Consider the following 14,268-nt stretch of genomic DNA (forward strand, 5'->3'; position numbering starts at 1 on the left):
TGCGGCCGCGATCACCCGGGGGCGTACTCTACGCCGAGCCTCGCTCCTTTGCAGGCTGGCGCGAAAAGGGCGCGAGGTCGATGCCGCCCGTGCGGCCCAGCAGCCGGTCGGCGATCGCATCGCCCACGCCGGCCGAGTGCTTGAAGCCGTGGCCCGAGCAGGCCGAGGCGATCAGCACGCCGGGCGCGCCGTCGAGCGCATCGATCACGAAGTGGCGGTCGGGTGTCACGGTGTACATGCAGGCGCGGGCCTTGAGCAGGCGGCCGGCGATCTGCGGGAAGCGGCCGGCCACGCGGCTCGCGTACATCGCGGCGCCTTCCTCGGCGCTGACCTCGCGCTGCAGGGCGTCGGGCGAGGTGGTGGCCGCGTACTGCTCGGTCGCGACCTTGAGCGCGGGCTGCGAAGGGTCGGACGACGGGAAGCCGTACATGTAGTCCTCCTGCGCGTCGCCGAACATCCAGATGAAGATCGGCAGCCTGCCCGGCGCGAAGTCGGGCGCGGCGGTGCCGGTGTCGAACCAGTACATCACCTGCCGGTAGACGGCGAAGTCGGCCTGCCAGTCGGCGCGCGCCTGCCGGCCCAGGAACTCCGGCAGCCAGGGGCCGGCGGCGATCACCACGCGGTCGGCGGTGAAGCGCGTGCCTTCGATCTGCACGGCGGTGGTGTCGCCGTTGCCCAGCGGCTCGACGGCCTGCACGCGCTCGCCGGTGCGCAGCGTGGCGCCCAGCCCGCGCGCGGCCTCGAGCTGCGCCGCGATGGCCTGCTCGGGCCGCACGAAGCCGGCCTCGGGTTCGAAGTAGCCGAGTTCGTCGCCCTGCAGCGCGAACTGCGGGTAGCGCGCGCGGATGCCCGCGGCGTCGAGCACTTCGTGACGGATGTCGAAACGCTCGGCGCAGGCGATGGTGCGGCGCACGAAGTCGGGCTTGCCGTGGTGCGCGGCGATGCGGTCGCGCGGCGCGAGGATCAGGCCGCCGGTCTGCTCGAAGATCGAGCGGCCGGTGCTGGCCTCGAGCTCGCGCCAGATGGCGTGCGAGCGCCGCACCAGCGGCACATAGGCATCGCCTTCGCCGATGGCAAGCCGCGTGATGCGCGACTCGCCGTGCGAGGAGCCCTGGTCGTGCGGCGGCGCGTGCTGGTCGATGCCCAGCACGCGCGCGCCGCGCAGCGCCAACTGGTAGAGCGTGGCCGCGCCGATGGCGCCAAGGCCGACGACGATGACGTCGTAGTGGCTGTGCTGTGTGCTCACAGGATCGGCAGGTTCAGGAAGGCGTCCTTCACCTCGATCGGCTTGGGGATCAGCTTGAGCTGCGCGAACACGTCGGCCAGGCCCTGCTGCTCGCGCGCGATCTCGGGCGTGAGCGCGACCACGCCGTACTGCCGGCGCTCGGTCGCCAGGGCCAGCACCTTGGGCTCGACCTTGAGCTGCGGCGCGAGCGTGTCCACCACCTGCTTGGGGTTGGCCTGGGCCCAGGTGTTGGCCTTGCGCAGTTCGGCGAACACGGTCTTGAGCGTCTCCTGGTTGGCGCGTGCGTAGCCGGGCTGCGCGAAATGGTAGGTGCGGTTGCCGCTCAGGCCGGTGCCGTCGAACAGCAGGCGCGAATCGGTGGCGATCTGCGCGCCGGCCAGGAAGGGGTCCCACAGGCCGATGGCCGCCACGCTGCCCGACTGGTAGGCGGCGACGGTGTCGGAGGCGGTGAGGATGTAGACCGGCTCGATGTCCTCGTAGCTCAGGCCCGCGCCCTGCAGCGCCTTGATCAGCACGTACTGCGTGTTGTAGCCGCGGCCCGTCACCACCTTCTTGCCCTTGAGGTCGCGCACCGTGCGGATCGGCGAATCCTTTGGCACCAGGAAGCCCACGCCGCCGGGGTAGGGGCTCTCGGCCGCGAGGTAGGCCAAGCCCTTGCCGCTGGCCTGCTGGAACACGCCGATGCCGTCGGAGGCATGGCCGAAGTCGATGGCGTTGGCCGACAGCGCCTCCGCCAGCTGGCTGCCGCCCAGGAACTCGCGCCACTCGACCTGGATGCCCGCGGGCGCCAGCGCCGTCTCGAGCTGGCCCGTGCCCTTGAGGATGTTGAGCGTGTTGAACTTCTGGTAGCCGATGCGGATCACCTTGGCGGGTGCCTGGGCGAACAGCGGGCCGGCCGCGATGGCGGCGGCGGCACCGGCGCCGGCTTGCAGGAGGGCGCGGCGGCGCAGCGAGGGAATCGAATGCATGAGAGGGTCCTGGTGCACCGCGAGGGCGCTCGTTGGCGAAAAGGGGGACAAGCGTAGGCGGCCCCTCGCCGCCGCGCCACGACGCATTTCTCATTTGCTCATGCCTGAAGTGTGGGCACATAAGCAAGCAAAAAACGCTTCGTTGCCGCGCTACGGGGGGCTGCCTAGAGTCGCGTCTTTCCAACAAGGACGGAGGACGCATGAAGCGCCAACAATTCATCCTCGGCGGCCTCGCGCTGCTGGGCACGCTGGCCTTCCCGGCCGGCGCCTGGGCCGACAAGCTCGACGACATCCGCAAGGCCGGCGTGCTCCGCGTGGCGGCCTTCGACGGCAACCCGCCCTTCGGCTACATCGATGCCACGAGCAAGAAGCAGGTCGGCCACGACATCGACCTGGCCAACGAATTCGCCAGGAGCCTGGGCGTCAAGATCGAACTGGTGCCGACCAATCCGGCCAACCGCATCCCGCTGCTGACTTCGGGCAAGGTCGACGTGGTGTTCGCCAGCTTCACCATCACCGACGAACGCGCCAAGGTGGTGGACTTCACCACGCCGTACTTCCTGGTCGGCCAGCAGTTCCTCGCCAAGAAGGGCGTGCTCACCGACGCGGCCCAGCTCAAGGACCTGCGCATCGGCACCGAGAAGGGTACGACGATGGAGACCAACCTGCGCACCAACTACCCCGATGCCAAGGTCGTGCTCTACGACGATTCACCCTTCGCGCTGGCCGCGCTGCGCAACGGCAACGTGCAGGCCATCACCAACGACGGCGTGAAGCTCACGGCGCAGTGGGGCCAGCTGTCCGACAAGGAGAAGTACGAGATCCCGGCGATCACCGTGTCGAAGGAATACCTGGGCGCGGCCGTGCCCAAGGGCGAGACGCGCCTGCTCGAATCGCTCAACAGCTGGCTCACCGAGATCGAGAAGAACGGCCGTGCCGTGGCGATCTACAACGCCTGGTTCGGTCCCGACAGCAAGGCACCGCTGCCGCGCCTGCTGAAGATCGGCGAGCCACGCGTCGCGTCGCGCTGAAGCGGATGAGGGCAGCGGCCATCGAGGGCGACATCGCCGAAGTCAGGACGCGCGCGGTCGCACGCACGATGGCCGTGGTGCGGGCCTGGGTCGGCACCGAAGCCGATCCGCCGTCCGCGGTGCTGGCGCGCGTCGGCGCCCTGCTGGCCCAGCTGGCGGCGGAGCCCGCGCTGTTCCCCGATGCGCATTTCCCCGCGCCCGTCGAGGCCGCGGGCGAGACGCTCTACCTGCTGGCCGAATCGGCCGACCGCACGCATGCGCTCTACCTGTGGCGGCCGGCCCCGGGCTTTCGCACGGTGCCGCACGACCATTCGACCTGGGCGGTGGTGGCGGGCATCGAGGGCGAAGAGCCCAACGTGCTCTGGCGCCGCACCGATGGCGGCGAAGGCCCCGGCAGCGCCACGCTCGAACGCACGGGCGCGAGGCGCATCGGGCCGGGCGCGCACATCGCCTTCGGGCCGCGCGACATCCACAGCGTGGCGATCGAGGGCGAGCATGCGATCAAGCACCTGCACCTCTACGGCCGCAGCCTGACGGACCTGCCCGAGCGGCTGGACTTCGACACCGCCGCGGGACGTTGCGTCACGCAGCCGGCGCAGCCGCAGGTGCTGTCGCCCGTCCCGTCCGACGCCGCCTTCGCGTGAACGCATTCGAGAGCGCGCGCGAGCAGCTGCTCGCGCCGAAGTACCTCGGCTGGCTGCTCGACGGCTGGCTCATGACCATCGCCTCGTCGCTGCTGGTGATCGTCGCCTCGACCGCGCTGGGCCTGGTCTTCGCGGCCGCGCGCGGCAGCCCGCGGGCCGGCCTGCGCCGGGCCACCGCGGTCTATGTCTCGCTGTTCCGCAACACGCCGCTGCTGGTCCAGCTCTTCTTCTGGTATTTCGGCGCGCCCGCGCTGCTGCCCGAAGCCGCGCGCGAATGGCTCAACGCCGGCCACCATGTGAGCGTGGCGGGCCTGCGCCTGCACTGGCCGTCCTTCGAGTTCCTCACCGCCATCGTCGGGCTGGTGCTCTACGCCACGGCCTATGTGGGCGAGGAGATCCGCGCCGGCATCCGCGGCGTGCCGGCCGCGCAGCTGCATGCGGGCATGGCCATGGGCTTCAGCGCGGCGCAGGTGCAGCGCCACGTCGTGCTGCCGCAGGCGGTGCGCATCGCGCTCGCGCCGCTGTTCGGCCAGTACATGAACATCGTGAAGAACACCTCGCTGGCCATGGCGGTCGGGCTGGTCGAACTCTCGTACACCTCGCGCCAGGTCGAGGCCGACACCTTCAAGACCTTCCAGGCCTTCGGCTTCGCGACGCTGTTCTACATCGCGACCATCGCCCTGCTCGAATGGACGAGCGCTTGGGCGGTGCGGCGCACGAGGGTGAAGACATGAGCGGTGCGATCGCAGTCCTGCTCGACAACCTGCCTTACCTGCTCTGGGGCGCCTGGCCGAACGGGCCGCTGGGCGGCGCGGCGCTGACGGTGCTGCTGAGCGCGGGCTCGGCGATCGCCTCGGCCGTGCTGGGCCTGCTCTTCGGCGTGGCCCTGGCGATGAGCCGCGGTGCCGCGCACCGCCTGCTGGTCACGGTGCTGGGTTTCTTCCGCGCGATCCCGGTGCTGATGCTGATCTTCTGGACCTATTTCCTGCTGCCGATCGCGCTGGACATCGACGTGCCGGGCGTGCTGTCGGTGATGTGCGCGCTCTCGCTGGTCGGCGGCGCCTACCTGTCGCATGCGGTGCATGCGGGCATCCGGGGCGTGCCCGCGGGGCAGTGGAACGCGGCGCTGTCGCTGGGCATGGGGCGCTGGCGCGCGCTGCGCCACATCGTGCTGCCGCAGGCGTTGCGCATGATGCTGCCCTCGTTCATCAACCAGTGGGTCACGCTGGTCAAGGACAGTTCGCTGGCCTACATCGTGGGCGTGGGCGAACTGTCCTTCGTGGCGACGCAGGTCAACGCACGCACCATGGTCTACCCGGCCGAGCTGTTCATGCTGGTGGGCGCGATCTACTGGCTGCTGTGCACCGCGCTCGAGCGCGGCGTGTGGGCGCTGGTGCCGCGCGATCCGCAGCGCGGCACCTGACGCCCTTGCGGCGTCAGAGCACCTGCTGCACCAGCTGCGGGAACACCTTCGAGACCTTCTGCAGCAGGTAGTCGCCGTAGCGGCCGTGGAAGGCATGCACGTTGGCCTGGTCCCAGCGCGTGGCGCTGTCGTCGACGACTGCGGGCACGGGCAGGCCCTCGATCTTCTGCACGCGGGCCTCGAAGTTCGGGTCGAAGAACAGCGGGAAGGACAAGCGGTCGCGCCCCGAGGTGTTGCGCACCACGCGGTGCGGGGTCGAGCGGTAGAGACCGCCGGTCATGTGGTCGAGCATGTCGCCGATGTTGATCACGAAGGCGTCGGGCACGGGCGTCGCATCGATCCAGCCCTGGGCGGTGCGCACCTGCAGGCCGCCGATGTCGTCTTGGCGCAGCACGGTGAGCAGGCCGTAGTCGGTGTGCTCGCCCACGCCCCATTCGACATTCGAGCCCTCGGGGATCGGTTGCGTGGGGTAGTTGAAGAGGCGGAACAGGATCAGCGGGTCGGCTGTGTAGCGCGCCTGGAAGTAGTCGGCCTCCAGTCCCAGGCTCAGCGCGATACCTTCCATGAGCCGGTGGCCCAGCTGCGTGACCGCGGCCATGTAATCGAGCAGGGTCTGCCTGAAGCCCTCGAGCTCGGGGAACAGGTTGTGCCCGTGCACCGGCAGGCGGGCCTGCACGCGCGGATCGTCCTCGCCCAGTTCGCTGCCCAGGTACAGCCCTTCCTTCCAGTCGGGCCGGCCCGAGGTCAGCTCGCCGCCCAGCGGGAAGTAGCCGCGCCATGCAGCCCCGCCGAGTTCCATGCGCCAGCGCAGCTTGGTCGGCTCGTCGAGCGCGAAGAAGGCGTGGCTCAGGGTTTCGAGGCGCTGCGTGAGAGCGGGGGCGATGCCGTGGCCGACCGCGTAGAAGAAGCCGTGCGCGCGGCAGGCCTCGCCGATCTGCGCGGCGGCGGTGCCGCGGTCCGGTGTGCCGGCCACCAGGGCGGAGACATCGATGAGGGGAAGGGTGGTCATTTGAACGGCGAACGGATGTCCGACAGGAACTGCGCGGCGCGCGGATGCTGCGGGCGGTTGAAGAAGTCGTCGGGCGTGGCGCGTTCGAGCACGCGGCCTTCGTCCATGAACAGCACGCGGTCGGCCACCTCGCGCGCGAAGCCCATCTCGTGCGTGACGCAGACCATGGTCATGCCCTCGCGCGCCAGGTCGCGCATCACGATCAGCACCTCGCCGACCATCTCGGGGTCGAGCGCGCTGGTGGGTTCGTCGAACAGCATCAGCGGCGGCTCCATGGCCAGCGCGCGCGCGATCGCCACGCGCTGCTGCTGGCCGCCCGAGAGTTCGCTGGGCCAGGCCTGGGCCTTGTTCGCCAGCCCGACCTTCTCGAGCAGCGCGAGCGCGCGCTCCTGTGCCGCGGCCGCGCTCAGGCCCAGCAGGTGCGAGGGTGCGAGGGTGCAGTTCTGCAGCACCGTGAGGTGCGGGAACAGGTTGAACTGCTGGAACACGAAGCCGATGCGCGAACGGAAGGCGTTGACGTCGGTGCCGCTCGCGTGGATGTCCTGGCCGTCGATCACGATGCGGCCCGACTGGATCGGCTCGAGCCGGTTGAGCGTGCGGATCAGCGTCGACTTGCCCGAGCCCGAGGGGCCGCAGACCACCACCACCTCGCCGTGCGGGATGGTCTCGGTGACGTCGACCAGCGCGTGGTAGTTGCCGTACCACTTGTTCACCTGCTGCAACTCGATCATGCGGAGATTTTCCTTGTCTTCTTCGCGGCGAGCGCGGGGGTGCGGCGGGTCTGGCGCCGTTCCAGCCAGTAGGCGAAGCGCGAGAGGCCGAAGCACAGGATGAAGTAGGTCAGGCCCAGGATGCCGTAGACCTCGGCCGGCCGGGTGAAGACCTGGGTGTTGATCTGCGTGGCGATGAAAGACACCTCGGCCAGCCCGATGATGTAGCCCAGCGAGGTCTCCTTGATGGTCGAGACGAACTGGTTCACCAGCGAGGGCAGCATGCTGCGCAGCGCCTGCGGCAGCACCACCAGCCGCATCGCGCGGCCATAGCCCAGGCCGAGTGCGCGCGCGCATTCCATCTGGCCCTTGGGCAGGCTCTGGATGCCGGCACGCACGATCTCGGCCAGGTAGACCGCATCGAACACGACGAGTGCGATCAGCATGGTGGTGAACTGGTCGGTCTTGACGCCGGTAACGCTGGGCAGGAAGAAGTAGGCCCAGAAGATCACCATCAGCAGCGGGATGCCGCGCACCACGAAGACCAGCGCCGTGACAGGCCAGCGCAGCCAGCGGTAGGGGCTCACGCGCGCCAGCCCCAGGACGATGCCCAGCGGCAGCGCCAGCACCAGGCCCAGCGCCGCGAGGATCACGGTGAGCGCGAGCCCGCCCAGCGGCCCGTTCGGGTACTGGCCGACCAGGAAGTAGAGCCAGTACGTATCGATGAGTTCGATCATGTGGTGCGCACCGGGAAGCGATGGTGGTACCAGGCCGCCAGCCCGGTGATGCCCAGCGAGACGGAGAGGTAGGCGAGGGTGGCGAAGGCGAAGGACTCGGAGCTGCGGAAGGTCTCGCTCTCGACCTGGCCGGCCTGGTACATGAGTTCGGCCGCGCCGATCACGGTGGCGATCGAGGTGTTCTTCCAGAGGTTCAGGGTCTGCGAGATCAGCGGCGGCACGGTCACGCGCAGCGCCTGCGGCAGGATCACGCGGCGCATGGTCGCGAGGAAGCCGAAGCCGAGCGCACGGCCGGCTTCCATCTGCACCGTCGGGATCGCGCGGATGCCGCTGCGGATGTCCTCGGCCATGAAGGCCGCGGTGTAGAGCGACAGCGCGATCACCGCGCTGACGGCCTCGATCGGCCCGGCATAGAGCGTCTCGCGGATGCCGTCGGGCAGCAGCTCGGGTGCGCCGAAATACCAGAACAGCATGTGGGCGATCAGCGGCACATTGCGGATCGCCTCGACGTAGGCGAAGCCGATGGCGCGCAGCCACGCGAGCGGCGACAGCCGCAGCAGCGCGACCAAGAGCGCGATGGGCAGCGCGCACAGCAACGCTGCCGCCATCAGCTGCAGCGACAGCAGCAGGCCGGCCAGCAGCATCTCGTGGTACTTGCCCGTCAGCAGCAGGGCGTAGTCGAAGGTGGGCATGGAAGGAAGCAAAAAGGCGAGGGCGAACGCGAAAGCGCCCGCGGGTGAGCGCGGGCGCCATCGTACCCACCGCCCGCGGGCGGTGTGTTCAGCTTGCGTCTTGGGTGAACTTGAAGGGGCGCGTCTCGAACTGATGGCGCGTGCCCGGGCCGTACCACTTGAAGAAGATCTTCTCGGCTTGGCCGCTCTTCTCGAGTTCGCGCAGCGTGTCGTCGACCGCGGTCTTGAGCGCGGGCTCGCCCTTCTTGAGGCCGACCGCGACGGTGGTGGTGCTCACGTTCTGCGCCAGCAGCTCGTAGTTCTTGCCCGCAGGGCCGAGCTTGGCGATGGCATCGATCAGCGCGGCCTCGTCGTCGACATAGCCGGCGCCCTTGCCTTGCTGCAGCGCCTGGAAGGCCTGCGGCGCGTTCTCGAAGGTCACGACCTCGACGGTCGGCACCGCCTTGCGGATGTTGGCTTCCTGGGTGCCGCCCTTGACGGTGACCACGCGCTGGCCCGCGAGCTGCGGCAGCGTCTTGACCTCGCTGCCCTTCTTGACCAGCACCTTCTGGCCGGTGATGAAGGTCGGCAGCGAGAAGTCGATCTGCGTCTCGCGCTCGGGCGTGCGCGCCAGCGCGGCGGCCAGCACGTCGACATGGCCCTGCTGCAGTTCGGGGATGCGCGCGGCGACCGCGAGCTGCTTGAAGACCGGCTTGACGCCGAGCTTGCGCGCGAGTTCGCGGCCCAGGTCGACCTCGTAGCCGACCAGTTCACGGGTCTTGGGGTCGATGAAGCTGTAGGGCTCGGCCGTGCCGAGCACGCCCACCACGAGTTCGCCCTTCTTCTGGATGTCGGCGAGCTGGTCGGCCTGGGCCGCCAGCGCGGCCAACGAGACGGCGGCTGCCGCGGCGAGCGGCAGGAAACGGGACAGCCTCATGTTCATTCCGCGATCTTGTCGCTGTCGAGCTTGAAGTCGCGGGTCTGGAAGCCCGAGGCCGTGTTCGGGCCGTACCACTTGAAGAAGATCTTCTGGGCTTCGCCCGAGGTCTCGAGTTCGCGCAGCGCTGCGTCGACCACGGCCTTGAGGCCGGTCTCGCCCTTCTTGATGCCGATGGCCAGCGCCTCGGTGCTCAGGTTCTGCTTGAGCACCACGTACTGCGCCTTCTGCGTGCCGAGCTTGGCGTAGCTGCGCAGCAGCGCGGCCTCGTCGTCGACATAGCCCACGCCCTTGCCCTGCTGCAGCGCCTGGAAGGCCTGCTGGCTGGTGTCGAAGGTCACGACCTCGACATTGGGCACGGCCTTGCGGATGTTGGGTTCCTGCGTGCCGCCGCGGATGGTCAGCACCTTCTTGCCCGCGAGTTGCGTCACCTCGGTGATGCCGCTGCTCTTCTTGACGATGGCCTTCTGGCCGGTCACGAAGGTGGTGAGCGAGAAGTCGATCTGCGCTTCGCGTTCCTTGTTGTGCGTGAGGCCGGCGGCGACCAGGTCGACGTGGCCCTGCTGCAGTTCGGGAATGCGCGCGGCCACGGCGATCTGCTTGAGCACCGTCTTCACGCCGATCTTCTTGGCGATCGCATTGGCCAAGTCGACCTCGTAGCCGACGATCTGCCGGGTCTTGGGGTCGATGAAGGTGGCCGGTTCATCGGTGCCGAGCACGCCGACGACGAGCTCGCCCTTCTTCTGGATGTCGGCCAGCTGGTCGGCATGGGCCAGGCCGGCCAGCCCGAAGGTGGCGACGACGAGGGAGGCGATGAGGCGGATGCGCATGTTCTTGTTCTCCGGGAAGCGTTTGGCGTTCGGCGGTTGCCGTTTCTGGGTCCGACCGGCGATGTGCCGGCCTCTCTCCCGGCCGAGAGACTAAACAGGGTGGGCGAATTTGGGAACAACCGTTTCGGCATATCCAAATTCCGCATGCCCCCGGGGGAGCGGGCGCGTTCGGCGCCGATTTGTACCATTATGTAAACTGCTCGCCTATTCCGACGCCACCGGACGCGCCTGCGGGGCGCCCTCCGCGGGGCGCGCCCCGTATTCCCTCGCCATGAACCTCCGCGTGTCCCCTCCAGCGCCCGTCGCGCCCGTCGATGCCGAGGTCCTCTCACGCATGGTGCGCACCGACCAGCTGGTCATGGTGCGACGCAGCGTGCTGGCGGCCATCCCGATCAACATCGCGTTGAGCCTGGCGGTGATGCTGGTGGCCCTCAACTCCGGGCGTGCGATGGGCGGCATGCTGTGGCTGATGCTCTCGCTGGGGGTTAACGCGGCGCGCATCTTCATCTGCCGGATGCCCTTCGCGCCATCGCCCGGCGTCGCACCCGAACGCGGCGTCGCGGTCTCGGCGGACGCGCGACCGGTCGAGTGGCACCTGCGGCTGGCGGCCCTCTGCGCCGCGGTGTCGGGCGGGGTCTGGGCGTTGATCCCGCTGCTGTGCGCGGGCTATACCTCGCCGCAGACCCTGTTCTATCTGACGGTGGTCTGCGGCATCTGCGCCGGCGCGGCCACCTACGGCATCGCCTATGCGGCGGTGCCGATCAGCTTCGTGATCCCGGCGCTGCTGTCGGTCATGGGCTGCCTGGTCTACGCGGGCGGCTTCGACCGGCTGAGCCTGGCGGCCATGGTGCTGCTGTACCTGGGCGCGCTGGCGCGCGGTTCGCTGCAGAGCCAGAAGGCGTTTCGGGCCGGCAGCCGCCTGAAGAACGAAGCCACGGCCATGGCGTCGCAGTTGCGCGAGGCGCATCGGGAGCTTCAGGCTTCGGCGCAGGAGCTGACCCGCCGTGCGTCGTATGACGCGCTCACGGGGCTGCTCAACCGCGAGGGCTTCATGCAGGCCACGGCCTCCTTCATCGCGGCCCGGCCCGGCCGTGCGCATTGCCTGCTGCTGCTCGATCTCGACGGCTTCAAGGCGGTCAACGATGCCTTCGGCCACAAGGCCGGCGACCGCGTGCTGCGGGACGTGGCCGACTGGCTGCAGCGCGAGCTGTGGTCGCTGAACGCGATCCTCAGTCGCTGGGGCGGCGACGAATTCGCGGTGCTCTATTGCCCGCGCGGCGATGCCGAGACGCCCGCCGCCGTGGCCGAGGCGCTGATCGCCGCGATCCCCTTCGCCACCGCGCACTACGGCGGCCACCTGGGCGTGAGCATCGGCATCGCGGTCTCCGATGGCTCGGGCGCCGTGGACATGGCCGAGACCCTCGACCTGGCGGACGAAGCGCTCTACGAGGCCAAGCGCGCCGGACGCAACCGCTACCAGATCGTCGACGAGGCGCTGAACCTGCGCCTGGCCACGCGCCGCGATGTCGAGCGCGACCTGCTGCACGCGATCGAGACGCGCGCCATCGGCGTCTGGTACCAGCCGATCGTGACCAGCGAAGGCGGCCAGATCCACAGCCTGGAGGCGCTGCTGCGCTGGAACCACCCGCGGCACGGCCGCGTCGCGCCCGAGCGCGTGGTCTTCGCGGCCGCCAGCACCGGCGTCGCCGAGCAGCTGCTGCGCCACATCCTCAACGAAGTCTGCCTGGCGATGCACCAGCTGGAGGCCGAGGGTTCGGCGCTGGCCCGGGTGCCGATCGCGATGAACGTGTCGCCGCGCGAGATGGGGCAGTTGGCGGTCGACGAGATCGTGCTGGGCATGCTGGCGGCGCACGAGATCGCGCCGAGCCGCCTGCACATCGAGATCACCGAGGAGGTCGCGCTCGACAGCCATGCGACCCGCGCCCGGCTGGCGGCGCTCTCGGCGGCCGGCGTGACGATCGTGGTCGACGATTTCGGCGTCGGCTACTCGTCGCTGGCCTCGCTGCGCAGCGAGTACGTCGGCCAGGTGAAGATCGACCGCAGCTTCGTCTCGGGCCTGTCGGCCTCGCCGGGCAACACCGTGCTGGTCAATTCGATCGTGCAGCTCGGGCATTCGCTGAACATCCAGGTCGTCGCCGAGGGTGTGGAGACGCATGACGAGCTCGACGCGCTGCGCGCGTTGGGCTGCACGCTCGCGCAGGGCTACCACTTCGCCCGCCCTGCGCCGCTGCCCGAGATCGCCGCCTGGGCGCTGCAGCGACAGTCGCTGCCCTGACGCGCGGCGCAGCCCGGCAAGGGCGAGCACCGAAACCGTTTCCGGGGCCATGACACGCGTGTGACGGATGTCACGCTTGCCGGCGTTTTCTATTTCGCTGCCTGAAGAGGCGTGCGCAGCGCCGAGTCCATCCACCAGAGGGGAGGCGAGCCGCCGGCATGGGGTGGGCGTCACGAATGGTCATGAATGGTCACGAATGACCCATGACGCCTGCGAGGCCGCTCATAAGAATGACTGGCCGAATCGTCCTGGACGCAGGCAGTCCCGTGTGCTTCGTGAGCCATCCAGCCCGCCGCGCATCGGTCTGCGCCGCCGGTGCGATGGGCTTTACTCCCCGATTGTTGACTGCACGCATGACCTCCAACCGCTTTCCACAGACGACCGGCGATACCGCCAGCGCGCCCGCTCACTGCGAGGCGAACCGGCATGTCTCCGGTCCGGGTGGCGTGGGCGCGTGAAGCCGATGTCCGCCCGCCCCGAATTCCCGAAGCCTGCCTGCGCCGGCGTGCTTGCACGCGACGAGATGCTACGTCGCCGCTACTGCGCGATGGTGGAGGACGCGGGATACGAGGTGCAGCCCTTCGCCGCCGTCGACGAGCTCGTCTCGGCCTGCCTGGCCAGCGCCAAGCGCTTCGACCTGCTGGTCATGGCCTTCCCCGGCGACGTGTCGCGGGTGGTGCTGGGCCTGGAACGGGTCTGCCGGATGATCTCGAACTCCGTGGGGGGCCTGCTGATCCTGGAGGAGCGGCAGATCGACGCGGTGCACCAGGTGCGTTGGGTGCTGCCACGCGACTTCATCCTGGCGCCCTTCGACGACGAGGAGTTCCGGCTGCGCCTCGCGCGCTGCGGGCCCGCCGCCGGGCTGGCGCAGCAGCCGCCCGCGACGGCGGCGTCGACTCTCGCCGAAGCCGCGTACCGCTAGGCCGGCGGGTGCGTCGTCGAGGCACGGACGCCTGCTTCGAAGGTCGCGTCGCGGGCGCCGATGGCAGTTTCCCCTCGAGGGCACGCCGTCGGCAGCGGCGGTTTTCCCCTCGGCCGTGCACGGCCCGCGTCATGCGCCGGACATTCGCGCGCGCCAGACTCGGGCCGTCGCCGCACGTCCGCCGGCGACACGGCTTGAAAGGACAGGCGCATGCACGAAGGCGAGCGACTCAACACCTGCACCCACGGGCTCGGCCTGCTGCTGGCGCTGGCCGCGGCGGTGGTGCTGATCGGCGAGGCCGCCGCATCGAAGGACGCCTGGCGGGTGGCGAGCTTCAGCGTGTTCGCCGCCGCGATGGTGGCGCTCTATGCCGCCTCGACGCTGTTCCACGGCACGCGCGGCCGCGCGAAGGCGGCCTGGGCGCGCGCCGACCACTGCGCGATCTACCTCATGATCGCCGGCACCTACACGCCGCTGGCGCTGGTGGCGCTGCGCGGCATCTGGGGCTGGGGCCTGTTCGCCGTGGTCTGGGCCGCGGCGCTGTACGGCGTGGCGCGCGAGCTGCTGCCGGCGCGCGAGCGGCCGCCGGCGGTCGCGCTCTATGTGCTGATGGGCTGGGTCGGCCTCGCGGCCGTGCTGCCCATCGTCGAGCGCTTTCCCTCCGCCGGCCTGCCGTGGCTGCTGGCCGGCGCCTTGCTCTACACCGGTGGCGTGGTCTTCTATGCGCGCGACGGCCGCTGGCGCCATGCGCATGGGGTCTGGCACCTGTTCGTGCTGGGCGGCAGCGCGAGCCACTGCATCGCGCTGCGCTCGCTGCTGGTCTGAGGTCTGGGCTGCGGCCCGG

15 protein-coding genes are annotated in these 14,268 nt (G+C 69.6%); 7 read left to right on the forward strand and 8 right to left on the reverse strand.

The window, feature by feature from the left end; translation table 11 throughout:
• Positions 1-28: 28 nt before the first annotated feature.
• Together solA and A9977_RS01340 are read right to left on the reverse strand one after the other, a co-directional pair.
• On the reverse strand, positions 29-1,246 hold the full coding sequence (gene solA, locus A9977_RS01335) for an N-methyl-L-tryptophan oxidase (RefSeq protein ID WP_183023060.1): 1,218 nt from the start codon (positions 1,244-1,246) through the stop codon (positions 29-31).
• On the reverse strand, positions 1,243-2,214 hold the full coding sequence (locus A9977_RS01340; protein WP_183023061.1) for an aliphatic sulfonate ABC transporter substrate-binding protein: 972 nt from the start codon (positions 2,212-2,214) through the stop codon (positions 1,243-1,245). Before A9977_RS01340 ends, solA begins: the two co-directional genes overlap by 4 nt.
• Positions 2,215-2,414: 200 nt before the next feature.
• Between A9977_RS01340 and A9977_RS01345 the strand changes: the two genes are divergently transcribed.
• The 4 genes from A9977_RS01345 to A9977_RS01360 all read left to right on the forward strand — a co-directional run bounded on the left by A9977_RS01345 (position 2,415) and on the right by A9977_RS01360 (position 5,312).
• Entirely contained in the window at positions 2,415-3,245 is an 831-nt protein-coding gene (locus tag A9977_RS01345) for a transporter substrate-binding domain-containing protein (RefSeq protein WP_183023062.1), read from the forward strand.
• A gap of 5 nt (positions 3,246-3,250) precedes the next feature.
• Positions 3,251-3,889 (forward strand): hypothetical protein, encoded by a 639-nt coding sequence (locus A9977_RS01350; protein ID WP_183023063.1) that lies wholly within the window; start codon positions 3,251-3,253, stop codon positions 3,887-3,889.
• Between the two features lie 71 nt (positions 3,890-3,960).
• Entirely contained in the window at positions 3,961-4,623 is a 663-nt protein-coding gene (locus tag A9977_RS01355; RefSeq protein WP_405054664.1) for an amino acid ABC transporter permease, read from the forward strand.
• On the forward strand, positions 4,620-5,312 hold the full coding sequence (locus tag A9977_RS01360) for an amino acid ABC transporter permease (RefSeq protein WP_183023065.1): 693 nt from the start codon (positions 4,620-4,622) through the stop codon (positions 5,310-5,312). The genes A9977_RS01355 and A9977_RS01360 overlap by 4 nt, the downstream gene beginning before the upstream one ends.
• Before the next feature lie 13 nt (positions 5,313-5,325).
• On the opposite strand, the gene A9977_RS01365 is transcribed toward A9977_RS01360, so the two are convergent.
• From A9977_RS01365 to A9977_RS01390, 6 genes are all read right to left on the reverse strand, one after another.
• Positions 5,326-6,321, reverse strand: coding sequence for an isopenicillin N synthase family oxygenase (locus tag A9977_RS01365; RefSeq protein WP_183023066.1), 996 nt, complete (start codon positions 6,319-6,321; stop codon positions 5,326-5,328).
• Positions 6,318-7,052 carry an amino acid ABC transporter ATP-binding protein gene (locus tag A9977_RS01370; protein WP_183023067.1) on the reverse strand — a complete coding sequence of 245 codons (735 nt, stop codon included), beginning with the start codon at positions 7,050-7,052 and terminating at the stop codon, positions 6,318-6,320. Before A9977_RS01370 ends, A9977_RS01365 begins: the two co-directional genes overlap by 4 nt.
• A complete protein-coding gene (locus tag A9977_RS01375) occupies positions 7,049-7,768 on the reverse strand; it encodes an amino acid ABC transporter permease (protein ID WP_183023068.1) in 720 nt (239 codons plus the stop codon). The genes A9977_RS01370 and A9977_RS01375 overlap by 4 nt, the downstream gene beginning before the upstream one ends.
• Positions 7,765-8,460 carry an amino acid ABC transporter permease gene (locus A9977_RS01380; protein ID WP_183023069.1) on the reverse strand — a complete coding sequence of 232 codons (696 nt, stop codon included), beginning with the start codon at positions 8,458-8,460 and terminating at the stop codon, positions 7,765-7,767. The genes A9977_RS01375 and A9977_RS01380 overlap by 4 nt, the downstream gene beginning before the upstream one ends.
• An 88-nt stretch (positions 8,461-8,548) precedes the next feature.
• Entirely contained in the window at positions 8,549-9,376 is an 828-nt protein-coding gene (locus tag A9977_RS01385; protein WP_183023070.1) for an ABC transporter substrate-binding protein, read from the reverse strand.
• A 2-nt stretch (positions 9,377-9,378) separates the two neighbouring features.
• Positions 9,379-10,206, reverse strand: a complete 828-nt coding sequence (locus tag A9977_RS01390) for an ABC transporter substrate-binding protein (RefSeq protein ID WP_183023071.1) — start codon at positions 10,204-10,206, stop codon at positions 9,379-9,381.
• A gap of 271 nt (positions 10,207-10,477) precedes the next feature.
• On the opposite strand from A9977_RS01390, the gene A9977_RS01395 reads away from it, so the two are divergent.
• The 3 genes from A9977_RS01395 to A9977_RS01405 all read left to right on the forward strand — a co-directional run bounded on the left by A9977_RS01395 (position 10,478) and on the right by A9977_RS01405 (position 14,249).
• The gene (locus A9977_RS01395; protein ID WP_183023072.1) at positions 10,478-12,502 is read left to right on the forward strand and encodes a bifunctional diguanylate cyclase/phosphodiesterase; all 2,025 of its coding nucleotides are present in this window, start codon (positions 10,478-10,480) and stop codon (positions 12,500-12,502) included.
• Positions 12,503-13,025: 523 nt separating this feature from the next.
• A complete protein-coding gene (locus tag A9977_RS01400) occupies positions 13,026-13,424 on the forward strand; it encodes a hypothetical protein (protein ID WP_183023073.1) in 399 nt (132 codons plus the stop codon).
• A 210-nt stretch (positions 13,425-13,634) separates the two neighbouring features.
• Entirely contained in the window at positions 13,635-14,249 is a 615-nt protein-coding gene (locus A9977_RS01405) for a hemolysin III family protein (RefSeq protein WP_183023074.1), read from the forward strand.
• Positions 14,250-14,268 lie beyond the last annotated feature (19 nt).

This window comes from Variovorax sp. UMC13, from assembly GCF_014170375.1.
Lineage (GTDB): Bacteria > Pseudomonadota > Gammaproteobacteria > Burkholderiales > Burkholderiaceae_C > Variovorax.